This window comes from Zafaria cholistanensis (genome assembly GCF_008580665.1).
Lineage (GTDB): Bacteria > Actinomycetota > Actinomycetes > Actinomycetales > Micrococcaceae > Zafaria > Zafaria cholistanensis.
Genome location: NZ_BKDJ01000009.1, coordinates 79,826 through 102,439, shown reverse-complemented (window position 1 = coordinate 102,439; position 22,614 = coordinate 79,826). Strand labels below are relative to the sequence as shown.

General features: G+C 71.7%; 20 protein-coding genes. 19 read left to right on the top strand and 1 reads right to left on the bottom strand.

What is annotated here, in order from left to right:
- Window positions 1-2 precede the first annotated feature (2 nt).
- The 7 genes from NCCP_RS09835 to NCCP_RS09805 all read left to right on the top strand — a co-directional run bounded on the left by NCCP_RS09835 (window position 3) and on the right by NCCP_RS09805 (window position 5,262).
- The gene (locus NCCP_RS09835) at window positions 3-629 is read left to right on the top strand and encodes a riboflavin synthase (RefSeq protein ID WP_149957076.1); all 627 of its coding nucleotides are present in this window, start codon (window positions 3-5) and stop codon (window positions 627-629) included.
- Complete coding sequence (ribB, locus tag NCCP_RS09830) at window positions 626-1,876, top strand: 3,4-dihydroxy-2-butanone-4-phosphate synthase (RefSeq protein WP_149957075.1); 1,251 nt, start codon at window positions 626-628, stop codon at window positions 1,874-1,876. Before NCCP_RS09835 ends, ribB begins: the two co-directional genes overlap by 4 nt.
- Window positions 1,877-1,889: 13 nt before the next feature.
- Window positions 1,890-2,390 (top strand): 6,7-dimethyl-8-ribityllumazine synthase, encoded by a 501-nt coding sequence (gene ribH, locus NCCP_RS09825; protein ID WP_149957074.1) that lies wholly within the window; start codon window positions 1,890-1,892, stop codon window positions 2,388-2,390.
- A gap of 148 nt (window positions 2,391-2,538) precedes the next feature.
- Window positions 2,539-2,802: a phosphoribosyl-ATP diphosphatase gene (locus NCCP_RS09820; RefSeq protein WP_149957073.1), complete on the top strand. Its 264-nt coding sequence runs from the start codon at window positions 2,539-2,541 to the stop codon at window positions 2,800-2,802.
- An 82-nt stretch (window positions 2,803-2,884) separates the two neighbouring features.
- The gene (hisG, locus tag NCCP_RS09815) at window positions 2,885-3,733 is read left to right on the top strand and encodes an ATP phosphoribosyltransferase (RefSeq protein ID WP_149957072.1); all 849 of its coding nucleotides are present in this window, start codon (window positions 2,885-2,887) and stop codon (window positions 3,731-3,733) included.
- A 10-nt stretch (window positions 3,734-3,743) separates the two neighbouring features.
- Window positions 3,744-4,514: an imidazole glycerol phosphate synthase subunit HisF gene (hisF, locus tag NCCP_RS09810; protein WP_149957071.1), complete on the top strand. Its 771-nt coding sequence runs from the start codon at window positions 3,744-3,746 to the stop codon at window positions 4,512-4,514.
- A 22-nt stretch (window positions 4,515-4,536) separates the two neighbouring features.
- A complete protein-coding gene (locus NCCP_RS09805) occupies window positions 4,537-5,262 on the top strand; it encodes a GNAT family N-acetyltransferase (protein WP_149957070.1) in 726 nt (241 codons plus the stop codon).
- A gap of 33 nt (window positions 5,263-5,295) precedes the next feature.
- On the opposite strand, the gene NCCP_RS09800 is transcribed toward NCCP_RS09805, so the two are convergent.
- The gene (locus tag NCCP_RS09800) at window positions 5,296-5,964 is read right to left on the bottom strand and encodes a TIGR03085 family metal-binding protein (RefSeq protein ID WP_149957134.1); all 669 of its coding nucleotides are present in this window, start codon (window positions 5,962-5,964) and stop codon (window positions 5,296-5,298) included.
- 108 nt (window positions 5,965-6,072) lie between these two features.
- Here NCCP_RS09800 and hisI point away from each other — a divergent pair, with 108 nt between their 5' ends.
- The 12 genes from hisI to NCCP_RS09740 all read left to right on the top strand — a co-directional run bounded on the left by hisI (window position 6,073) and on the right by NCCP_RS09740 (window position 22,462).
- The gene (hisI, locus tag NCCP_RS09795) at window positions 6,073-6,501 is read left to right on the top strand and encodes a phosphoribosyl-AMP cyclohydrolase (RefSeq protein WP_149957069.1); all 429 of its coding nucleotides are present in this window, start codon (window positions 6,073-6,075) and stop codon (window positions 6,499-6,501) included.
- 99 nt (window positions 6,502-6,600) lie between these two features.
- Window positions 6,601-8,154 carry an anthranilate synthase component I gene (locus tag NCCP_RS09790; RefSeq protein WP_149957068.1) on the top strand — a complete coding sequence of 518 codons (1,554 nt, stop codon included), beginning with the start codon at window positions 6,601-6,603 and terminating at the stop codon, window positions 8,152-8,154.
- Window positions 8,151-8,846, top strand: a complete 696-nt coding sequence (locus NCCP_RS09785) for a Trp biosynthesis-associated membrane protein (protein WP_172627362.1) — start codon at window positions 8,151-8,153, stop codon at window positions 8,844-8,846. Before NCCP_RS09790 ends, NCCP_RS09785 begins: the two co-directional genes overlap by 4 nt.
- A gap of 109 nt (window positions 8,847-8,955) precedes the next feature.
- On the top strand, window positions 8,956-9,225 hold the full coding sequence (locus NCCP_RS09780; RefSeq protein WP_225873778.1) for an HGxxPAAW family protein: 270 nt from the start codon (window positions 8,956-8,958) through the stop codon (window positions 9,223-9,225).
- A 2-nt stretch (window positions 9,226-9,227) separates the two neighbouring features.
- The gene (gene trpC / locus NCCP_RS09775; RefSeq protein ID WP_149957066.1) at window positions 9,228-10,058 is read left to right on the top strand and encodes an indole-3-glycerol phosphate synthase TrpC; all 831 of its coding nucleotides are present in this window, start codon (window positions 9,228-9,230) and stop codon (window positions 10,056-10,058) included.
- 109 nt (window positions 10,059-10,167) lie between these two features.
- Window positions 10,168-11,493, top strand: coding sequence for a tryptophan synthase subunit beta (gene trpB / locus NCCP_RS09770; protein ID WP_149957065.1), 1,326 nt, complete (start codon window positions 10,168-10,170; stop codon window positions 11,491-11,493).
- Window positions 11,490-12,296 (top strand): tryptophan synthase subunit alpha, encoded by an 807-nt coding sequence (gene trpA, locus NCCP_RS09765; protein ID WP_225873777.1) that lies wholly within the window; start codon window positions 11,490-11,492, stop codon window positions 12,294-12,296. The genes trpB and trpA overlap by 4 nt, the downstream gene beginning before the upstream one ends.
- Window positions 12,293-13,471, top strand: a complete 1,179-nt coding sequence (gene lgt / locus NCCP_RS09760) for a prolipoprotein diacylglyceryl transferase (protein WP_149957063.1) — start codon at window positions 12,293-12,295, stop codon at window positions 13,469-13,471. The genes trpA and lgt overlap by 4 nt, the downstream gene beginning before the upstream one ends.
- A 231-nt stretch (window positions 13,472-13,702) precedes the next feature.
- Window positions 13,703-15,550: a S8 family serine peptidase gene (locus NCCP_RS09755; RefSeq protein WP_149957062.1), complete on the top strand. Its 1,848-nt coding sequence runs from the start codon at window positions 13,703-13,705 to the stop codon at window positions 15,548-15,550.
- Window positions 15,551-15,580: 30 nt separating this feature from the next.
- On the top strand, window positions 15,581-15,874 hold the full coding sequence (locus NCCP_RS09750; RefSeq protein ID WP_149957061.1) for a hypothetical protein: 294 nt from the start codon (window positions 15,581-15,583) through the stop codon (window positions 15,872-15,874).
- Between the two features lie 533 nt (window positions 15,875-16,407).
- A complete protein-coding gene (gene gltB / locus NCCP_RS09745; protein WP_149957060.1) occupies window positions 16,408-21,009 on the top strand; it encodes a glutamate synthase large subunit in 4,602 nt (1,533 codons plus the stop codon).
- The gene (locus NCCP_RS09740; RefSeq protein ID WP_149957059.1) at window positions 21,002-22,462 is read left to right on the top strand and encodes a glutamate synthase subunit beta; all 1,461 of its coding nucleotides are present in this window, start codon (window positions 21,002-21,004) and stop codon (window positions 22,460-22,462) included. The genes gltB and NCCP_RS09740 overlap by 8 nt, the downstream gene beginning before the upstream one ends.
- The last annotated feature ends 152 nt before the right edge of the window (window positions 22,463-22,614 follow it).

Genomic DNA, 22,614 nt, shown 5'->3' with positions numbered 1-22,614 from the left:
TTATGTTCACCGGCATCATCACCGGCCTCGGCCGCGTCGAAGCGATCCGCCCCGCCGGCGGGGGCGACGCCGTCGTCCTGACCGTCTCCGCCCCCGGGCACGCGGCGGACCTGGGCCTGGGCGGCTCCATCGCCGTCAACGGCGTCTGCCTCACCGCGACCGCTTTCGAGGGGGACAGCGTCGAGATCGACGTCATGGGCGAGACCCTGCGCCACTCCACCACGGGCGCGCTCCAGGTGGGAGACACGGTCAACCTGGAACGCTGCGTCCCCGCCGGCGGCCGCCTGGACGGCCACGTCGTCCAGGGGCACGTCGACGGCGTCGGGGCCCTCCTCGAGCGCGAGGACCTGGGCAACTGGGAGCGCCTGCGCTTCTCCATCCCGCGGGACCTGGCCCGGTACGTGGCGCGGAAGGGCTCGATCGCCATCGACGGCACCTCGCTGACGGTCACCGACGTCTCCGCGGCCTCCGAGCCGGAGCAGTGGTTCGAGGTCGGCCTGATCCCGACCACCCTGCGCGACACCGTCCTGGGCCTGCGTGCCCCGGGCGACCCGGTCAACCTGGAAGTGGACGTCCTGGCCAAGTACGCCGAGCGCCTGGCCGCCTTTGCCGGAGAGGATGCGCGATGAGCCTGCTGGACCCCATCGAAGACGCCATCGCGGCCATCGCCGCGGGCCGCCCCGTCGTCGTCGTTGACGACGAGGACCGCGAAAACGAAGGCGACATCGTCTTCGCCGCCGAGTTCGCCACCCCCGAGCTCATGGGCTGGACGGTGCGCTACACCTCCGGCGTGATCTGCTGCCCGATGCCCGGCAACCGCGCCGACGCCCTGGGCCTGCCGCCGATGGTGACGGACAACCAGGACGCCAAGGGCACCGCCTACACCGTCTCCTGCGACGCCGCTGCCGGCGTGACCACAGGGATCAGCGGCGCGGACCGCGCCACCACCGCCCGCCTGCTTGCCGACCCCGGGTCCAATTCCGCCCACATCACCCGCCCGGGCCACATTTTCCCGCTGCGCTCGGTCGAGGGCGGGGTACTGGCCCGCCGCGGACACACCGAGGCCTCGGTGGACCTGTGCCGGCTCGCCGGCCTGGAGCCGGTGGGCGTGATCGCCGAACTCGTCCACGATGACGGCACCATGATGCGCCTGCCCGCACTGCGCGAGTTCGCCAGCCAGTGGGAGATCCCGCTGGTCAGCATCGAGGACCTGGCCGCGCACCTGGCCGATGCCGGCGCCCTTGCCCCGGAGCCGACCGCGCCGGCGGCCGTCCTGGGCGGGCCCGTGGTGCAGCTGCCCACCGCCCACGGCACCTTTGCCGTGCAGGCCTGGACCGACCGGGCCAGCGGGGACGAGCACTTCACCCTGTCCATGCCCTCGGTGCACGCCTCCCCGCTGGTGCGCCTGCACTCCGAATGCCTCACCGGGGACATCTTCGGCTCCTACCGCTGCGACTGCGGCGAGCAGCTGGACTCGGCGCTCAGGGCCATTGCCGCCGAGGGCGGCACGGTGGTCTACCTGCGCGGCCACGAGGGCCGGGGGATCGGCCTGGCCAACAAGATCCGTGCCTACGCGCTGCAGGACGGCGGCGCCGACACGGTCGAGGCCAACGAGCAGCTGGGGCTGCCCGTGGACGCGCGCCGGTACGACGCGGCCGCCGCGATCCTGCACAGCCTGGGCCTGGAGCGGATCCGCCTGATCACCAACAACCCGCTCAAGAGCCGGTGGCTCCAGCAGGCCGGCATCGAGGTTGCCGGGGTGATCTCCAGCGCCATCGACGCCCGCCCCGAAAACGAGCGCTACCTGCGCACCAAGGTGGACCGCATGAGCCACAGCATCGATCCGGCCGCCTTCGGCGCCGGCACCCCCGAATAAGGAGACGGAAAACATGAGTGGACACGGAGCACCCTCCGTCGGCGCAGCCGAACTCGCGGCCGCCGGAGAGGCCGGCCTGAAGGCCGTGGTCGTCGCCGCCAGCTGGCACCAGGAGGTCATGGACGGGCTGGTGGCCGGCGCGCTGCGCGCGGCCGCCGACGCCGGCATTGCCACCCCGGAGGTCGTGCGCGTGCCGGGCGCGTTCGAACTGCCCGTCGCCGCCGCCCGGCTTGCCCCCGCCTACGACGCGGTGGTCGCCCTCGGCGTCGTCATCCGCGGCGGGACCCCGCACTTCGACTTCGTCTGCCAGGGCGCCACCGCCGGGCTCACGGACGTCTCCGTGCGCACCGGCACCCCGGTCGGCTTCGGGCTGCTCACCTGCGACACCGAGGACCAGGCGCTGGACCGCGCGGGCCTCGCCGGCCACAACGGCGGCGCCGGTTCCTCCGAGGACAAGGGCCACGAGGCCATGGCCGCGGCCCTGCAGACCGCGCTGGTCCTGGCCGGCCGGTAAGGCTTGGCCCCGGCACGGCGGCGGCGCGGCACCTTCCGCAGGGAAAGCGCCGCGCCGCCGCCGTCATCTCCGGGGCCGGTGTGGTGTGCTTCGTCACAATGGGGCGGCCGTTGCCCGCCGCCGTGGGGGCAACCGATACCCTTGGATGGTGAAAAGCTTTGACACCCTCTTCTCCGAACTGGCCGAAAAGGCCGAGGCCCGCCCGGCGGGCTCCCGCACCGTCGCGGAACTCGATTCGGGGGTCCACGGCATCGGCAAGAAGATCGTGGAGGAAGCCGCCGAGGTCTGGATGGCGGCCGAGTACGAGTCCGACGAGGCCGCGGCCGAGGAGATCTCCCAGCTGCTCTACCACCTGCAGGTTCTGATGCTGGCCAAGGGCCTGAGCCTGCAGGACGTCTACAAGCACCTCTAGCCGCCTGCGCCCGCGAGCGCCGGCGGCTTTCGCCTGTCCACGTCCTGCCCCGCATCCCCCAGAACCAGAAAAGAGCCGCACCATGCTGCGAGTTGCCGTGCCCAACAAGGGCTCCCTGTCCGAAGCCGCCTCCGCCATGCTGACCGAGGCCGGATACCGCCAGCGCCGCGACAGCCGCGAGCTGGTGATGGTGGACCCGGACAACGAGATCGAGTTCTTCTACCTGCGCCCCCGCGACATCGCCGTGTACGTCGGCCGCGGCATCCTGGACGTGGGCATCACCGGCCGCGACCTGTACATGGACGCCGAGGTGAACGGGGACGTCGAGGAGCTGCTGCCGCTGGGCATCGGGGCCTCCACCTTCCGCTTCGCCGGCCCGGTGGGCGACTTCTCCTCCCTCGGGGAACTCGCCGGCCGCCGCATCGCCACCAGCTACGACGGCCTGCTGCGCGGCTACCTCGCCGAGCAGGGCATCGAGGCCACGGTGGTCCGCCTGGACGGTGCCGTGGAGTCCTCCGTGCGCCTGGGCGTGGCGGACGCGATCGCCGACGTCGTCGAGACCGGCAACACCCTCAAGGCCGCCGGCATGGAAATCTTCGGGGAGCCGATCCTGCGCTCCGAGGCCGTGGTGATCGGCCGGGCCGGCCAGGCCCCTGCCGGGCTGGAGGTGCTGCTGCGCCGCCTGCAGGGCGTCCTGGTGGCCCGCCAGTACGTGATGGTCGACTACGACGTGCCCCGCGAGCTGGTCGAGGCCGCCTGCGAGATCACGCCCGGCCTCGAATCCCCGACAGTCTCCCCGCTGAAGGACTCCGACTGGGTCGCGGTGCGCTCGATGGTGCGCAAGAGCACCACCAACCGCGTGATGGACGACCTCTACGACCTGGGCGCCCGCGCCATCCTGGTCAGCACCATCCACGCCTGCCGCATCTAAGGAGCCGGTCATGACAGTCGCGATCCGCGTCATCCCCTGCCTCGACGTCGATGCCGGCCGCGTGGTCAAGGGCATCAACTTCGAGGGCCTGCGCGATGCCGGCGACCCGGTGGAACTGGCCAAGCGCTACAACGCCGCCGGGGCCGACGAAATCACCTTCCTCGACGTCACCGCGTCCTCGGGCAACCGCGAGACCACCTTCGACGTGGTGGCGCGCACCGCCGAGGAGGTCTTCATCCCGCTGACCGTCGGCGGAGGCGTCCGCGCCGCGGCCGACGTGGACCGGCTGCTGCGCGCCGGTGCCGACAAGGCCTCGATCAACACCGCCGCCGTCGCCCGTCCGGAGGTGATCAACGAGATCACCGAACGCTTCGGCTCGCAGGTTTTGGTGCTCTCCCTGGACGCGCGCCGCACCACGGACCCGGGCTGCCCGTCCGGCTTCGAGGTCACCACCCACGGAGGCCGCACCGGCACCGGCACCGACGCGGTCGCCTGGGCACGGGAGGCCGCCGAGCGCGGGGTGGGGGAGATCCTGCTGAACTCCATCGACGCCGACGGCACCAAGGAGGGCTTCGACCTGGAGATGATCCGCGCCGTCCGCGCCGCGGTGAAGGTCCCGCTGATCGCCTCAGGCGGTGCCGGCAAGCCCGAGGACTTCCCGCCGGCCATCGCCGCCGGCGCCGACGCCGTGCTCGCCGCATCCATTTTCCACTTCGGCCCCGTGGACATGATTGCGCGGGTGAAGAGGGCCATCAAGGAGGCTGGTTTCCCTGTTCGCTGACCCCACCCACCTGCACCGCCTGATGGCGGAGGCCTGGCCCTCGATCGAACGCGGCGCCGTGGACGGCTGGACCCTGCGCTTCGCCGCCGGGGTGACCCTGCGCGCCAATTCGGTGCTGCCGCTCGCGGCTCCGGGGAACCTGGAGGCCGCCGTGGCCGAGGTCGAGCGCCGCAGTGCCGAGCGCTGGCTCGACGCGAGCTTCCAGATCAGCCCCGCCACGCAGCCCGCGGACCTGGACGGGCTGCTGGCCATGAAGGGTTACCGGACCGGAAGCCCGACGCTGGTCCAGGTCATGGACGGACTCGAGCTCCAGCGCTTCGCCGGCGTCGAGGCGGATGCCCGCGTGGAACTGGACCCGGAACCGGGCCCGGAGTGGCTGGAGGTCTACCTGCGGGAGGAAGGTCCGGGCACCAAGGAGGAGCAGGCGGTGCTGCGCCGGATCCTCCTGGGCGCGCCGGCCGTGTACGCATCCCTGCGCGTGGACGGGCGCGTCGAGTCGATCGCCCGGATGGCCCTCGTCGGCGGGTTCGGCGGCCTCTCCTGCGTGGTGACCCGCGCCGAAACCCGCCGCCGCGGCCATGCCCGGCGGATCCTGGAGACGCTGCTCTCCGAGGCCGCCCGGCGGGACCTGTCCGGCGTGTGGCTGCAGGTGCGCGAGGCCCGCGTCGGGGCGATCGTGCTCTCCCATTCGCTGGGGTTCAGCACCGCCACGCAGTACCACTACCGCACCCGCGAACTCACCCCGTAGGGTCCGCCCGGCCCGGGACGGTTCCCCGGGGGGCTATCCCTTGCGGTGGCGGGGGCCCGCGGCACCGGCCGGCGCGTCGCCGGCCAGCCGCTCGACGGCCTGGGCGGTTCCCTCAAAGGTCACCAGGGCGTGGCCGCGCCTTCCGAACGCGTGCATCAGCAGCTCCGCCGGGTCCCCGACGACCGCCACAGCCGACGCCGCCCGCTTGGCCACGTGGCGCACCCCGTCGGGACGGACCAGGATGACCCCCACGGGGCTGCGCCGGTAGAGCAGGCCGGAGGCGCGCACCAGGGCGTGCCACAGGGCCTCGGAGTACTCGTCGTCCAACACGCGCGGGGCCCACCGCTCGCTGGCCCGGCGCACGTCCTCGGTGTGCACGAAGAACTCCACCAGGTTGGCCGCCTCGCCCAGGGCCGGCAGCGCCAGGGGAGAGAAACGTGGCGGGCCGGCGCGGAAGCGCGCCACCAGGGCCGCATAGGATGCCGTGCCGGCCGACTGCGCCGCAAGGGCTGCGACGGCGCGCCCGAACCGGGCGGCCAGCGGCCTGGCGACAATCCCCGCGGCCAGCAGGCCGTGCTCGCGCAGCACCAGGTGCGCGGCGAGGTGACGGGTCCGCCAGCCGGCACACAGGGTGGGCTGGTCGGGGCCGGCGGCCAGGAGCACCTCGGCCAGGACTTCGCGGGAAGGGTGCACGAAACGCATCACGCTGGCAACCTAGCACGCATCGCACGCCCAACGGAGGCGCTGCGCCGTAGCACCGCGTGCCGCGCGGCCCGACGCACCGGGCCCGACCCACTAGACTGGCTAGCGATGTCCGAAAACCCAGCCCCCGCCACCGATCAGGCCGCTCAGGCCTCCACCGCTTCGGCCTCCACCGCTTCGGCCCTGGACCCGCGGATCGCCGCGCGCCTCAAGAAGGACTCGGCCGGCCTCGTGGCCGCAATCTGCCAGCAGCACGACACCGGGGAGGTGCTGATGCTCGGCTGGATGGACGAGGAGGCCCTGCACCGGACCCTCACCACCGGGCGCGTCACCTTCTACTCGCGCTCGCGGCGGGAGTACTGGCGCAAGGGGGACACCTCCGGACACATCCAGCTGGTCAAGTCGGTCGCCCTGGACTGCGACGGCGACGCCCTGCTGGTGCGCGTGGACCAGGTCGGCGCCGCCTGCCACACCGGCACCCGTACCTGTTTCGACGGCCGCGACCTGGCTGCCGCCGTCGGTATGCCCGGGGCCTAGCAGCCCCGGAGGGCCGGCCGCCCCGCCGGGGGCCGCGCACAGAGATACACCCACACAGAGCCGCACCCGGACAGGGTCAAACCAAGAGAGCCGCCACCAATGCATGCACTTGGGGTCGTCACCCCCACGCTCGAGGGATTCCGCGAACTTGCCCGCACCCGCCGCGTCATCCCGGTCTCGATCCGCGTCCTGGCGGACTCGCTGACCCCCATCGCGCTGTACACCCGGCTGGCGGCAGGCCGCCCCGGAACGTTCCTGATGGAAAGCGCCGCCGCGGGCGGAGTCTGGAGCCGTTACTCCTTCATCGGCACGGGAGCGCCCGCCACGCTGACCACCCGCAACGGAGAGGCGCACTGGCTGGGCACCCCGCCGGCCGGGTTGCCCACCACGGGCAATCCGGTGGAGGTGCTGCGGGAGACCGTCTCGATGCTGCGCACCGAACCGCTCGAGGGCCTGCCGCCGTTCACCTCCGGCATGGTCGGGTTCGTGGGCTGGGAGGCCGTGCGCCGCTGGGAGAAGCTGCCCGACCCGCCGCGGGACGACCTCGGCCTGCCGGAGCTGGCCATGAACCTGGTCGGGGACATGGCGGTGCACGACAACACCGACGGCACCGTCACCCTCATCTCCAACGCGATCAACCACAACGGCCTGGAGGCCGGCGTCGACGGCGCCTACTTCCACGCCGTGGAGCGGGTACGGAAGATGCTGGAGGCGCTGGAGGCCCCGGCTGCCGGCCGCGTCTCCACCTATTCCGGCACCGACGTGCCCACCGGGGAACTCATGTCCGCGGTCACGCACAGCTGGGACGAAGGGTCCTACCGGCAGGCGGTGCTCCGCGGCAAGGAGGCCATCGTGGACGGCGAGGTCTTCCAGGTCGTGATCTCCCGCCGCTTCGAGCTGGAGACGGACGCCGATCCGCTGGACGTCTACCGCATCCTGCGCGCCACCAACCCCAGCCCCTACATGTACCTGTTCACGCTCGAGGACGCCGAAGGCGGCAGCTACTCGATCGTGGGCTCGTCGCCGGAGGCGCTGGTCACCGTCAACGGACGCGACGTGGTCACCCACCCCATCGCCGGCTCCCGCCCCCGCGGGACCACCCACGACGAGGACCAGGCGCACGAGCACAGCCTGCTGGCCGACGAGAAGGAGAGGGCCGAGCACCTGATGCTGGTGGACCTGGCCCGCAACGACCTCTCCAAGGTGTGCGTGCCCGGCTCCGTCGAGGTCACCCAGTTCATGGAGGTGGAGCGCTTCAGCCACATCATGCACCTGGTGTCCAACGTGGTGGGCCACCTGCGCGACGACGCCACCGCCTATGACGTGCTCGCCGCGACATTCCCGGCCGGAACCCTCTCCGGTGCCCCGAAGCCGCGGGCCCTGCGCCTGCTCGACGAAGTCGAACCGCACCGTCGGGGCGTCTACGGCGGCGTGGTCGGCTACCTGGACTTCGCCGGGGACATGGACATGGCCATTGCCATCCGCTCGGCCCTGCTCAAGGACGGGCGGGCCTACGTGCAGGCCGGTGGCGGCATCGTCGCCGACTCGGACCTGGACGCGGAGGCGCTGGAGACCGTCAACAAGTCCGCCGCCCCGATGCGCGCCGTCTGGGCGGCAGCCAGCATGCGTCCGGCCGCCGGGACCACCCCGTGAGCAGCCCCCCCGGAGGCAGGGGAGGGGCCCGCCCGCTGGCTTCCCGCCGCAACGTGCTCCTTGCCGCTCTGCTGGGCGCCGTGGTGGCCCTGTCCACCACCACGCGGACCTGGATCCGCGTGGTCCCCGACGCCGCGTCCGTGCGCATCCCCCAGATCGACGTCGCCGGATCGGAGGCGGCCACGGCGGTGGCGGCCCTGGCCGTGGTCGCCCTCGCCGGGGCCGTGGCCGCCGCAATCGCCGGCCCCGTGGCCCGGCGGATCATCGCCGTGCTGCTCATCGCCGCCGGCGCCGGGATCGCCGCCGCCTCCGCGGGCGCGGCCCTGGACCCGCAGGGCGCCGCGGCCGGGGCGGTGGGCAACGCCACCGGCACCCCCACGGTCGCCGGCGCCTACACCGTCCTGGCGTGGCCGTGGATCGCCGCCGCCGCCGGGGCCTGGATGGCCCTGGCCGGCATGGCGCTGTTTGCCGCCGGCCGCGGCTGGAAGGGCGGGCGCAAGTACGCGGCGGCTTCCGGAACGGCGCAGCCCCCCGGTGCTGCCCTGCCCGAAGGCACCCCACAGTCCGAAGGCACCCTGCAGTCTGAAGGCGGAACGCGCTCCGGAGGCGCGGCCCGGCCCCCTGCCGACGGGCCGCTGGACGAGATTGACGGATGGGACAGCCTTTCCCGCGGCGAGGACCCGACGGGCTGACCCGCCCGGCCGCAACATGGCGGTCCTGCCACGGAATCAGTGGCAGAATGTAAGAAGTTCTGCCCGGGGCGCACGCCGCGGGCCAACGACGTGATGAGGAGTACCCGACATGGCAACCAACACTGCCGCGAACAACGCCCCCGCCCTCGACCCGATGCACGCCGAGCCGGCCGGCCACGGCAACAGCATCGCCGCGTGGAGCGCCGTCGGCATCATGCTCATCGGCACCCTGGTTTCCTGCATCGGCTACACCCTGGCCAGCGTCTCCATTTTCGTGGCCGGCCTTGGCGTGATCGGCCTCGGCCTCGTCGTCGGCGGCATCCTGAGGGCCGTCGGCTACGGCGTCGGGGGCAGCAAGACCAAGCGCAGGGAACACTAGGGGTGACGGTACTCGACGACATCATCGTCGGGGTCCGCGAAGACCTTCAGCAGCGCCGCGGGGCGGTCGGCGACGCCGAGATCCGCAGGCTCGCCCTCGCCGCCGCCCCGGCACGCGACGCGTTCGCGGCCCTGGGCGGCACCCCGGACGGCACCGGCCGCGACACTGTCCTGCGCGTTATCTCCGAGGTCAAGCGCAAGAGCCCCTCCAAGGGGGCCCTGGCCGAGATTCCGGAGCCGGCGGTACTGGCCGCCCGCTACGTGGAGGGCGGGGCGGCCGTGATCTCCGTGCTCACCGAGCAGCGCCGCTTCGGCGGCTCGCTGGCCGACTTCGACGCCGTGCGCGCGGCCGTCGACATCCCGCTGCTGCGCAAGGACTTCACGGTCGACGCGTACCAGATCTGGGAAGCGCGCGCCCACGGCGCGGACCTGGTCCTGCTGATCGTGGCCGCGCTCGATGACGCGACACTTGCCTCGTTCCTGGCACTGACCCGCGAACTGGGCATGGAGGCCCTCGTGGAGACGCACACCGAGGAGGAGGTCGACCGGGCCGTTGCCGCCGGCGCCCGCATCATCGGGGTGAACGTGCGCAACCTCAAGACCCTTGAGGTGGACCGCGGAAACTTTGCCCGGCTTGCGGGGCGGATCCCCGAGGCGGCGGTCATTATCGCCGAATCGGGCGTCCGGGACGTTCGCGACGTGGCCGAATACGGCTCGCACGGGGCGGACGCCATCCTGGTCGGCGAGGCCCTGGTCAAGGACAACGACCCCGTCGCTACCCTGCGCGCCTTCATCGGGGCGGGAACCGCCGCCCGCCCCGCACGCACCGCCTGAGCACGGGAGGCTCCGGGCGCACCCGTGCCCCGGGGCCTCCCGGCCGCCGGACCTTCGGGCACCCGGCACCTTCCAGCAAGCAGCCCCTTCCAGCAAGACAGGACGGCCCATGACCGAGACCCCAGCCCAACAGCCCGAGCAGGGGAAGGACGCGGCCGATGCCTTCCTGGCCGGCGGCACCAGCCTGCGCAACGCCCCCGGCCCATACTTCGGCCAGTACGGCGGCCGTTGGATGCCGGAGTCTCTCATTGCGGCCCTCGACGAGTTGGAGGCCACCTTCAACGACGCCAGGAACGACCCGGAGTTCGTGGCCCAGGTGCAGGAACTCAACCGCAACTACTCCGGCCGGCCCTCGCTGCTGACCGAGGCCAAGCGCTTCTCCGAGCACGCCGGGGGCGTGCGCATCTTCCTCAAGCGCGAGGACCTCAACCACACCGGATCCCACAAGATCAACAACGTCCTGGGCCAGGCCCTGCTGGCCAGGCGCATGGGCAAGACCCGCCTGATCGCCGAGACCGGCGCCGGCCAGCACGGCGTGGCCAGCGCGACCGCGGCCGCGCTGTTCGGCATGGAGTGCGTGGTCTACATGGGCGAGGAGGACACCCGCCGGCAGGCGCTGAACGTGGCCCGCATGGAGCTCCTCGGAGCCACCGTGATCCCGGTCACCGCGGGCTCGCGCACCCTCAAGGACGCCATTAACGAGGCGCTTCGGGACTGGGTCGCCAACGTGGAGAACACCCACTACCTGCTGGGCACCGCCGCCGGCGCCCACCCGTTCCCCGCCATGGTCCGCTACTTCCACGAGGTCATTGGCGAGGAGGCCCGCGAGCAGGCCCTGGCCCAGACCGGCCGGCTGCCCGACGCGGTGTGCGCCTGCATCGGCGGCGGATCCAACGCGATCGGCATCTTCCACGGCTTCCTCGACGACCCGTCCGTGGAGCTGTACGGCTTCGAGGCCGGGGGAGAGGGCGTGGACACCCCGCGCCACGCGGCCACCATCACCCTGGGCCGGCCGGGCGTGCTGCACGGCGCCCGCTCCTACCTGATGCAGGACGAGGACGGGCAGACGATCGAGTCCCACTCCATCTCCGCCGGGCTGGACTACCCGGGCGTGGGTCCGGAGCATTCCCACCTCTCCGACATCGGGCGCGTGAAGTACGAGCCGGTCACCGACACCGAGGCCATGGACGCGTTCCGCCTGCTGTGCCGCACCGAGGGCATCATCCCCGCCATCGAGTCCTCCCACGCCCTGGCAGGCGCGCTGCGCCTGGCCAAGCGCAAGGTGGAGGCCGGTGCCGTGCCGGAGGAAACCATTATCATCGCCAACCTCTCCGGCCGCGGAGACAAGGACGTGGCAACCGCGGCCGAATGGTTCAACCTGCTTCCAGAGGACAGCCCGGAAGCGGAGATCGGTTCCGAAGGAGAGCAACTGTGAGCAGCACCGACATCATCAGCAAGTCCGCAGCCGCGATCGAACGCGCCCGTGCCGAGGGCCGCCCGGCCCTGGTGTGCTACCTGCCCGCAGGGTTCCCCGACGTGCAGACCACCATCGACGCCGCCGTCGCCATGGCCGAGAACGGTGCCGACATCATCGAGGTCGGCATCCCCTACTCGGACCCGGTCATGGACGGCTCCGTCATCCAGGCCGCCACCGTGCAGGCCCTCGCCGACGGCTTCCGCGTCTCCCAGGTCTTCGACGTGGTGCGCGGCATTACCGAGCGCTGCGACGCCGCGGTCCTGGTCATGACCTACTGGAACCCGGTCATGCGGCTGGGCGTCGATGAGTTCGCCCGCCGCCTCGCCGAGGCCGGCGGGGCGGGGCTGATCACCCCGGACCTGATTCCGGACGAGGCCGCCGAGTGGTTCGAGGCCTCCGACAGGTACGGGCTGGACCGCGTCTTCCTGGTGGCCCCCAGTTCCACCCCCGAGCGCATGAAGGCCACCGTCGAGGCCAGCCGCGGCTTCGTCTACTGCGTGTCCGTCATGGGCGTCACCGGCGCCCGCGACCAGGTCTCCTCCGCCGCCGAATCCGTGGTGGCCGCGGCCCACGCCGCCGGCGCCGAGCGCGCCTGCGTGGGCCTGGGCGTCTCCACGGCCGAGCACGTGCGGGAAATCGGATCCTACGCCGACGGCGTGATCGTGGGCACCGCCCTGGTGGCGGCGCTGCGCGACGGCGGCGTGGAGGCGGTCGGCCGCCTCGCGGCCGAGCTGTCCGGCCGGGCGAAGGCGGGGGCATGAACCTGGCCGCCGTTTCCGGCGTCCTGGGGCAGCTGCCCGTGCAGGTGCCGGCCTCGATCCCCAGCCCGCCCCCCGAATGGTCCAAGATCGTCCTGGGCCCGCTGACGGTCCACGCGTACGCGCTGTGCATCCTGGCCGGCATCGCGGCGGCCCTGTGGCTGACCAACCGGCGCTGGAAGGCCAAGGGCGGCCCGGACGGGGTGGTCTGGGACATCGTCATCTGGGCGATTCCGTTCGGCATCATCGGCGGCCGGCTCTACCACATCCTCTCCTCCCCGGACGCGTACTTCGGGCCCGGCTTCGACGGCTCCGGCGACCTGGGCCTCACCTGGCAGATCTGGCGCGGAGGCCTCGGCATCTGGGGCGCGGTGGCGCTCGGCGCCGTCGGCGCATGGATCGGCTGCCGGCGCGCCGGGGTGCGGCTCAGCGCCTTCGCCGACGCCGCGGCGCCGGGGGTGCTGCTGGCCCAGGCGATCGGCCGCTGGGGCAACTGGTTCAACCAGGAGCTTTTCGGCGCCCCGACCACGCTGCCGTGGGGCCTGGAGATCGACGCGACCAGTCCGAACTTCCCGGCCAGCGTCGCCGCCGGCACCCTGTTCCACCCGACGTTCCTCTACGAATGCCTGTGGAACCTGTTCGGCGTCGCCCTGCTGCTGCTGATCGACCGGCGGTTCCGCCTGCGCCACGGCGCCATGCTGTGGTCCTACGTGGCCTACTACACGGTGGGGCGCATCTGGATTGAGGCCCTGCGCATCGACGACGCCGAATGGATCACCCTGCTCGGGGTCACCCAGCGCCTGAACGTGTGGACCAGCCTCCTGCTGATCATCGTTTCGCTGGCGGCCCTGGCTTTCTGCCTGGTCCGCTACCGCGGTCGCGGACTGGAGGAGGTCTACCTTCCCGGCCGCCGTCCCGTGGAGGCAGCCACCCCCGGCTCCCCTGCAGAATCCTCCGCGGCGGAATCCGCTGCGACGGAGGGCCGCGCCGCCGCGGAGCCGGCGTCCGGGGATGCCCCGGCCCGGCCGGAGGCCCCGACAGGAGGCGCTCCATCTGAATCGGCTCCGTCAGAATCCGCTCCGTCGGAATCGGCCCCATCCGGATCGACCCCGGTGCAGGGTTCCATGCCCGCGGAGCCGGCGGCCGAGAACCCCGGTCCCGGGGCGGCCCGGCCCTAGGGCCCGGCGCCTGCCGCACTTCCTTCCGCGCGTGCCGCGGGTCCCGCCAGCCCGGGGCCCGCGGCACGCGTTTAACCTCCTGCCGCCGCGGGGTCCCCGGTCCGCCCCGGCACCCGGGGCGGGGCCGGGGGAGGGGCCGGGGGAGGGGCCCGGCCCCATGGCCAACGGCGCCGCCCTGCGTCATGCTGGCGGGAGGCGACGGTGCACCCACCCTGAAGGAGTTGGCAAACAATGGTCCGTGCTCCCCACTCCGAGTCCCTTCCCGACGACTCGGCCCCCCTCAGCTTTACCCCGCTCAGCGGTCCGGGCGGCGCGGCGCCGGTGGACATGGACGTACGCCTGCAGCGGCTGCTGGCCTGGCGCCAGCACGGACAGTCCAAGCCGGCCACGGCCAGCACCGCAACGGACGAGGTGGCCGTGATCGCCAAGGTCAGCGACGTCGCCGGGTTCGAAGCCATGTCCGAGGTCACCCCCGGAGTGGTCGTGGGGGAGGTGGCCGCGGACGGGACGGCCATCGTGACCGCGCGCATCCCGGTGGAAAGGCTCCACCATGTCCGCAGCCGGGACTTCGTCCTCAGCCTCAAGGCCGCCCAGCACCTTTCGCGCCAGCTGACGGCAACCGTGGAGGAGATCCAGGCTCAACCCGGGCACCTGCCTCCGGGCAGCTCCCCGGGCGGGCAGGGCGTGGTGGTCGGCATCGTGGACATCGGCTGCGACTTCGCCCACCAGAACTTCCGCACGGCCGACGGCGGCACGCGGATCCGCAGGTTGTGGGACCAGAACGCCCGGGGCCAGGGGGAGCCCGGCTTCGCCTACGGCATGGTCCATTCGGCGGAGGACATCAATGCCGCGCTCGTGGGCCCGGGGGACCCCTACGGCGCCCTGGACTACTGGCTGGACCCCACCGAACCGGCCCACGGCACCCACGTGATGGACATCGCCGCCGGCAACGGCCGGGGAACCGGCGTGCCGGGCGTGGCCCCGGAAGCCGATCTGATCTTCGTCGACGTGGCCAACAGCGATATCCCGTGGAGCGGATCGCAGGTGGTGGGGAGCAACTTCGGCGATTCGGTCCAGCTTCTCGAGGCGCTGGCGTTCGTATTCCGGCAGGCCGGGTCCACACCGTGCGCCGTCAACGTCAGCCTGGGGACCAACGGCGGGCCCCACGACGGATCGACCCTGGTCGAACAGGGCATTGACCGCCTGCTGGCCCAGGCCCCCAACCGGTCGGTCTGCATTGCCGCCTCCAATTCCTACGCGGACGGCATCCACGCCGCCGGGACGGTTCCCGCAGGGGGCTCCCATGAGCTCGCCTGGGTGGTCGCACCCGGGGACCAGACCCAGAACGAGCTGGAACTGTGGTACCCCGGAACCGCCGCCCTGCGGCTGGAGCTGGTCTCGCCCCAGGGCCAGAGCGTGGGCATCCTTGAACCCGGGGAAAGCGGCACGGCATCGCAGGGGGGCCAGGTGGTCCTTTTCGCTGCCAACCGGCTGTCCGACCCCAACAACGGGGACAACACGATCGGGGTCTTCCTCGCGCCCCGTGTCTCCCCGGGCCGGTGGGTCCTGCGCCTCACCGCCGCGACCGGGGACCCGGTCCCGTTCCATGCCTGGATCGAGCGCGACGACAGGGGCCAGTCGACGTTCGAGGCCCCGCTGGACAACACCCACACCATCGGCTCCATTTCCTGCGGCCACAACACGATCGTGGTCGGCTCCTACGACGCCCACAAGCCGGCGCTGCCACTGTCCTGGTTCTCCAGCGCCGGGCCCACCCGGGACGGCCGGCCGAAGCCGGAAGTCTCCGCGCCCGGGCACAACGTCCGGGCGGCCGCCTCACGGTCCGGAACGGGGAACACGCGGATGTCGGGCACCAGCATGGCCAGTCCGGCGGTCACCGGATGCGTGGCCCTGCTCCTGGCCGAAGCGGCCGCGCGGAACCGCCCGCTCACGGCCGCGCAGATCAGGACAATCGTGGTGCAGGCGGCCCGTTCCGATCCGCCCCCGGCCGGGGGCGCCTGGGACGACCGGTACGGGAGCGGCCGGGTTTCCGCCGCGGGAATGCTCGCGCTGCTGTAGCGCGCCGCGCTCCCGGCGTACGCTGGAAGCGTGCCGAAGGTCCTGCGGTTTGACGACGAGCCCCATCGTGGCGCCCCCCACGACGGCGGTCCCCACGACGGCGGTCCGGGGCCGGAGCGTTCCGGGCCCAGCGAAGGGTCCCCGGCGGTGCGCGTCATCGTCAAAGTGAACACCGGCGGGTACGTTCCGGACGGCTTCCGGGTGCGGACCCGGGTTGACGAGGAGCTTTTCACCGCGGAAGCGTCCGAGGCGGATCTCACGCGGGCGGCCGGCGACCCGCACGTCGACTCGGTGGCCCGCGCGCGCCCGCTGGGCCTGGACTGAACACGGGGCCTGGCTGTCAGGCCGGCCCGGAACCGCCGGGCCGGGTCTTCTGCCCGCGCCGCCCCCCGGATCGTGGGTTTGGTCACAAGCGCGTCCCCCGCGGATCCCTCACCTGTCACACTGGAGGCGGTGAGTCGCATTTAACCCGCCGTTCACGTGCGAAACACCGCCGACACATTTTCCTGTGGAAGCGTAAAGAACCACCCCTTGGCTCGGGTAGGCCCGGAGTGGAATGATATTGTGTTCTATTGATTCGACGTCGTCCGGCCCCGACCATATTCACATGCCGGACTTCAGCACCAGTCCGGCCCCGACCCACCAGTTCGGGGCGGCTGCACACACAATGAAGTGGACCCCGCCATGTGGATCCGCCGCTGAGACCGGCGCGATACTGGCGGCCCGTTCCCCCGACGCAACAAACCGGCGTGGTGGAGGCGGGTGCATGATTGAAGGATCCGCGCCGGTGACGGCACCGGATTCCTCGGGGCCAGCGCCGTCCCCTCCGATAAGCATCAACACGGAGAAAGGACGCCATGTCACTGACTGGAGACCAGCGGACTGCTTCGCGGGGAGCCGGCGACGAAATCGTCTCGCCCTTCACCCGCTTCGCCCATCTGCCTGAAGCGTCGGGCCTGTACAGCCCCGAAAATGAGAAGGACGCCTGCGGCCTTGCCGTCATTGCCACCCTGCGCGGCGAGCCCGGCCACGACATCGTCGACGCGGCCCTGACCGCCCTGCGCAACCTGGAGCACCGCGGCGCCGTGGGCGCCGACGAGGGCACCGGTGACGGCGCCGGACTCCTCACCCAGGTTCCGGACGAGTTCCTGCGCTCCGTCGTCGACTTCGACCTTCCGCCGGCCGGCTCCTACGCCGTCGGCACCGCCTACCTGCCCGACGACGAGGAGTCCGATGCCGCCGCGCGCGCCGGCATCGAGGACATCGCCGGGCAGGAGTCCCTGACGGTCCTCGGCTGGCGCGAGGTCCCCGTCAACGCCGACATCGTCGGCGCGATGGCCCGTGCCTGCATGCCGCGCTTCGTCCAGGTCTTCCTGGCCCCGGCCGACGGAGCCACCGCGGACCTCGACGCCCGCGCCTTCCGCGTGCGCAAGCGCACCCAGAACAAGCACGGCGTGTACTTCCCGTCGCTGTCTTCCAAGACGCTGGTCTACAAGGGCATGCTCACCACCGCCCAGCTGGAGCCGTTCTACCCGGACCTGTCCGACCCGCGGTTCAAGACCCGCCTGGGCATCGTCCATTCGCGCTTCTCCACCAACACCTTCCCGTCCTGGCCGCTGGCCCAGCCGTTCCGCACCATCGCGCACAACGGCGAGATCAACACCGTCAAGGGCAACCGCAACTGGATGCGCGCCCGCCAGTCCCAGCTGGCCGGCCCGGTGCTCGGCGAGGTTCCGGAGGAGCTCTTCCCGATCTGCACCCCCGGCGCCTCCGACTCGGCCTCCTTTGACGAGGTCGCCGAGCTGCTGATGCTCTCGGGCCGCCCGATCACCCACGCGATCGCCATGATGATCCCGGAGGCGTGGGAGAACCACGCCACCATGGACCCCGCCCGCCGCGCCTTCTACCAGTATCACTCCATGCTGATGGAGCCGTGGGACGGGCCGGCAGCGGTGTCCTTCACCGACGGCCGGCAGGTCGGCGCGGTGCTTGACCGCAACGGCCTGCGCCCGGCGCGTTTCTGGGTCACCGACGACGGACTGGTCGTGATGGCCTCCGAGGTCGGCGTCGTGGACATCGCCCCGGAGAAGATCGTCCGCAAGGGCCGCGTCTCCCCGGGCAAGATGTTCCTGGTGGACACCGAGGCCGGCCGCATCATCGAGGACGCCGAGATCAAGGCCGAGATCGCCGCCGCCAACCCCTGGCAGGAGTGGGTGGACCAGAACCTGATCCAGCTGGCTGACCTGCCGGAGCGCGAGCACGTGGTGCACAACTCCGCCTCCATCCAGCAGCGCCAGCGGACCTTCGGCTACACCGCCGAGGAACTGCGCATCCTGCTCGCCCCGATGGCCAAGACCGGGGCCGAGCCGCTGGGCGCCATGGGGTCGGACACCCCGATCGCGGTGCTCTCCAAGCGCCCGCGCCTGCTCTTCGACTACTTCGTGCAGTCGTTCGCCCAGGTGACCAACCCGCCGCTGGACGCCATCCGCGAGGAACTCGTGACGTCCATGCACACCTCGATCGGTCCGGGCGGCAACCTGCTCGACCTCGGCCAGGTCACGGCCCAGCAGGTGGGACTGGAATTCCCGGTCATCACCAACGACGAGCTCGCCAAGATCGCCAACATCCAGACCCCCGCAGGGACCAAGGCCGCACTGAAGGTCCGCGGCCTGTACCGTCCGGCCGGCGGCGCCGAGGAACTGCGCCTGCGCCTGCAGGAGATCTGCGAGAAGGTGTCCGCGGCGATCAACCGCGGCGTGCAGTACATCGTGCTCTCCGACCGCGACTCCAACGCGCAGTGGGCCCCGATCCCGTCCCTGCTGCTGACCAGCGCGGTGCACCATCACCTGCTCAAGAGCGCCAACCGCACCAAGACCTCCCTGATCGTGGAGGCCGGCGACGTGCGCGAAGTCCACCACGTCGCGGTGCTGATCGGTTTCGGCGCCGCCGCCATCAACCCCTACCTGGCCCTGGAAACCGTCGAGGACATGGCCCGCAAGGGTGAGCTGGGCGAGATCACGGCGGAGAAGGCCCACTACAACCTGATCAAGGGCCTCGGCAAGGGCGTCCTGAAGATCATGTCCAAGATGGGCATCTCCACGGTCTCCTCCTACTGCGGCGCGCAGACCTTCGAGGCGCTGGGCCTGTCCCAGCAGCTCGTGGACCAGTACTTCACTGGTGCCCAGTCCCAGCTCGGCGGCGTCGGGCTGGAGGTGCTGGCCACCGAGGCCGCGGCCCGCCACGACTCCGCCTACCCGGCGGACAGCAACCCGGAGCCGCACCGCGTCCTCGAGACCGGCGGCGAGTACCAGTGGCGCCGCGAAGGCCCGCCGCACCTGTTCAACCCGGAGACGGTGTTCCGCCTGCAGCACGCCACGCGCGAGCGCCGGTACGACATCTTCAAGGCCTACACCCAGGGCGTGGACGAGCAGGCGAAGGACCTGATGACCCTGCGCGGGCTGATCGGCTTCAAGGACGGGCTGCGCCCGCCCGTGCCGCTGGAGGAGGTCGAGCCGGTCTCCTCGATCGTCAAGCGCTTCTCCACCGGGGCCATGAGCTACGGCTCGATCTCCCAAGAGGCGCACGAGACGCTCGCGATCGCAATGAACCGGCTGGGCGCGAAGTCCAACACCGGCGAGGGCGGCGAGGACGTCGAGCGCCTCCTGGATCCGGAGCGCCGCTCGGCCATCAAGCAGATTGCCTCCGGGCGCTTCGGCGTCACCAGCCTGTACCTGACCAACGCCGAGGACATCCAGCTGAAGATGGCCCAGGGCGCCAAGCCCGGCGAGGGCGGCCAGTTGATGGCCCAGAAGGTGTACCCGTGGGTGGCCCGCACCCGTCACTCCACCCCGGGCGTGGGACTGATCTCCCCGCCGCCGCACCACGACATCTACTCGATCGAGGACCTGGCGCAGCTGATCTACGATGCCAAGCGCGCCAACCCGCGTGCCCGCATCCACGTCAAGCTGGTCTCCGAGGTCGGCATCGGCACGGTGGCTGCCGGCGTGACCAAGGCCAAGGCCGACGTCGTGCTGGTTTCCGGGCACGACGGCGGCACCGGAGCCTCGCCGCTGAACTCGCTCAAGCATGCCGGCGCGCCGTGGGAGCTCGGCCTGGCCGAGACCCAGCAGACGCTGATGCTCAACGGGCTGCGCGACCGCGTGGTGGTCCAGGTCGACGGCCAGCTGAAGACCGGCCGCGACGTCGTCATCGCCGCCCTGCTGGGCGCCGAGGAGTACGGTTTCGCGACCGCACCGCTGGTGGTCGAGGGCTGCATCATGATGCGCGTCTGCCACCTGGACACCTGCCCGGTCGGCGTGGCCACGCAGAACCCCGAGCTGCGCGCCCGTTTCTCCGGCAAGCCGGAGTTCGTGGTGAACTTCTTCGAGTTCCTGGCCCAGGAAGTGCGCGAGTACCTGGCGCAGCTGGGCTTCCGCACCCTCGACGAGGCCATCGGCCACGCCGAGGTGCTGGACCGCCAGCCGGCGATCGACCACTGGAAGTCCGAGGGCCTGAACCTGGAGCCGATCTTCGCCACGGTCGAGGGAGGCGAGGCGCCGCTGCGCAACCTCACCTCGCAGAACCACGAGCTGGAGCTGCACTTCGACAACAAGCTGATCGAGATGAGCCAGGACGCGCTGGAGAACCGCCAGCCGGTGCGCATCAGCCTGGACGTGGTGAACACCGACCGCTCCGTGGGCACCATGCTCGGCCACGAGGTCACCCGCCGCTTCGGCATTGAGACGCTGGCCACCGACACGATCGACGTCACCCTGACCGGCCAGGCCGGCCAGTCCCTGGGCGCGTTCCTGCCGGCCGGCATCACGCTGCGCCTGTTCGGCGAGTCCAACGACTATGTCGGCAAGGGCCTCTCCGGCGGACGCATCATCGTCCGCCCGCACCGCAACAGCTCGATCGTCGCCGAGCGCAACGTGATCGCCGGCAACGTGATCGGCTACGGGGCGACCAGCGGCGAGATGTTCCTGCGCGGCCAGGTGGGCGAGCGCTTCCTGGTGCGCAACTCCGGGGCAACCGCCGTCGTCGAAGGCATCGGCGACCACGGCCTGGAGTACATGACCGGCGGCACCGCGCTGATCCTGGGATCCACCGGGCGCAACTTCGGCGCCGGCATGTCCGGCGGCACCGCCTACGTGCTGGACCTGGAGCGCAGTGCCGTGAACCTGCAGGCCCTCGAGTCGGGCGAGCTGCTGCTGCAGCCGCTGCCGGCCGAGGACCTCGAACTGGTGCGCGGGCTGCTGGCCCGCCACGGCGAGGAGACCGGCTCCGCGCTGGCCGCCACGCTGCTGCTGGACTTCCAGGACACCGCCGCGCGCATCACCAAGGTGCTCCCGCGCGACTACGCGGCCGTTCTGCGCACCCGCGCGGAGGCCGAGGCAGAAGGACTCGACCTGGACGGCGACACCGTCTGGAACCGCATTTTGGAGGCAACCCGTGGCTGATCCCCGTGGATTCCTGAACGTACGCGAACGCCAGACGCAGCCGCGCCGGCCCGTCCCGGTGCGCATCATGGACTGGAAAGAGGTCTATGAGCGCCAGGAGCAGGGCACCCTGGCCAAGCAGGCCAGCCGCTGCATGGACTGCGGCATCCCGTTCTGCCACCAGGGCTGCCCGCTGGGCAACCTCATCCCGGAGTGGAACGACCTGGTCTGGAAGGACCGCATGGGGGAGGCCAGCGAGCGCCTCCACGCGACCAACAACTTCCCCGAGTTCACGGGCCGGCTCTGCCCCGCGCCCTGCGAGTCTTCCTGCGTGCTGGGCATCAACCAGCCCGCGGTGACGATCAAGCAGGTCGAGGTCTCCATCGCGGACCAGGCGTTCGAGGACGGGAACGTGGCCCCGGTGCTGCCGCACCGGCACACGGACCAGACGATCGCCGTCGTCGGCTCCGGCCCGGCCGGGCTGGCCGCCGCCCAGCAGCTGACCCGCGCCGGCCACACCGTGGCCGTGTACGAGCGCGACGACCGCATCGGCGGGCTGCTGCGCTACGGCATCCCCGACTTCAAGATGGAAAAGTCGGTGCTGGAGCGCCGCCTGGACCAGATGAAGGCCGAGGGCACGCGCTTCCGCACCAACGTGGAACTGGGCAAGGACATTTCCTGGGACCAGCTGCGCCGCCGCTATGACGCCGTCGTGATCGCCACCGGCGCCACCGTCCCGCGCGACCTGCCCATTCCGGGCCGCGAGCTCGAGGGCGTGCACTTCGCCATGGAGTACCTGGTGCAGGGCAACCGCGCCGTCGCCGGCGACGAGGTCCCGGACCAGATCGACGCCCGCGGCAAGCACGTGGTGATCCTGGGCGGCGGCGACACCGGTGCGGACTGCATCGGCACCGCGCACCGCCAGCAGGCGGCGTCCGTGACGACGCTGGCCATCGGCAAGCAGCCCCCGTCGGAGCGTCCGCAGAACCAGCCGTGGCCGATGTTCCCGAACCTCTTCGAGGTCGCCAGCGCGCACGAGGAGGGCGGCGAGCGCACCTACCTCGCCTCCACCGTCGAGTTCGTCGGGGAGAACGGGAAGCTGACCGGCATCCGCGTCGCCGAGACCGAGTACCTGCCGGACGGCCGCCGCGTGCCCAAGGCCGGCACCGACCGCGTCATCCCCGCGGACCTGGTCTTCCTGGCCCTGGGCTTCACCGGTCCGGAACCGGCCGGCATGGCGGACCAGGCCGGCGTCGGGTTCGACGACCGCGGCAACGTGGTCCGCGACGGCTACTACATGACCGCCACGCCGGGCGTGTTCGTGGCCGGCGACGCCGGGCGCGGCCAGTCGCTGATCGTGTGGGCCATTGCCGAGGGACGCGCGGCGGCCGCCGCCGTGGACCGCTACCTGATGGGCGAGACCCGCCTGCCGGCGCCGGTGGCACCGACCGACCGCTCCATCAGCATGCTCTAGGAGCGCCGGAGGATTCACGGACCGGCTCCGGCCGGCCCGCCCCCAGCCCGGCGGCGAAGGCCCCTGCACCGGCAGGCGCCTTCGCCGCCGGGCTTTTGGGGCGGACGGCCTTCCCGCCGGGCGAAACCGGCGGTATGGCCTTGGACTGAGGA

Bases quoted from the DNA above. Each gene is read 5' to 3' on its own strand.
- trpB (WP_149957065.1), top strand. From the start codon at position 10,168: ATGACCGAGACCCCAGCCCAACAGCCCGAGCAGGGGAAGGACGCGGCC.
- NCCP_RS09805 (WP_149957070.1), top strand. From the start codon at position 4,537: ATGGCGGAGGCCTGGCCCTCGATCGAACGCGGCGCCGTGGACGGCTGG.
- hisG (WP_149957072.1), top strand. From the start codon at position 2,885: ATGCTGCGAGTTGCCGTGCCCAACAAGGGCTCCCTGTCCGAAGCCGCC.
- NCCP_RS09755 (WP_149957062.1), top strand. From the start codon at position 13,703: ATGGTCCGTGCTCCCCACTCCGAGTCCCTTCCCGACGACTCGGCCCCC.
- hisF (WP_149957071.1), top strand. From the start codon at position 3,744: ATGACAGTCGCGATCCGCGTCATCCCCTGCCTCGACGTCGATGCCGGC.
- lgt (WP_149957063.1), top strand. From the start codon at position 12,293: ATGAACCTGGCCGCCGTTTCCGGCGTCCTGGGGCAGCTGCCCGTGCAG.
- hisI (WP_149957069.1), top strand. From the start codon at position 6,073: ATGTCCGAAAACCCAGCCCCCGCCACCGATCAGGCCGCTCAGGCCTCC.
- NCCP_RS09835 (WP_149957076.1), top strand. From the start codon at position 3: ATGTTCACCGGCATCATCACCGGCCTCGGCCGCGTCGAAGCGATCCGC.
- ribB (WP_149957075.1), top strand. From the start codon at position 626: ATGAGCCTGCTGGACCCCATCGAAGACGCCATCGCGGCCATCGCCGCG.
- NCCP_RS09780 (WP_225873778.1), top strand. From the start codon at position 8,956: ATGGCAACCAACACTGCCGCGAACAACGCCCCCGCCCTCGACCCGATG.
- NCCP_RS09790 (WP_149957068.1), top strand. From the start codon at position 6,601: ATGCATGCACTTGGGGTCGTCACCCCCACGCTCGAGGGATTCCGCGAA.
- gltB (WP_149957060.1), top strand. From the start codon at position 16,408: ATGTCACTGACTGGAGACCAGCGGACTGCTTCGCGGGGAGCCGGCGAC.
- ribH (WP_149957074.1), top strand. From the start codon at position 1,890: ATGAGTGGACACGGAGCACCCTCCGTCGGCGCAGCCGAACTCGCGGCC.
- NCCP_RS09800 (WP_149957134.1), bottom strand. From the start codon at position 5,964: ATGCGTTTCGTGCACCCTTCCCGCGAAGTCCTGGCCGAGGTGCTCCTG.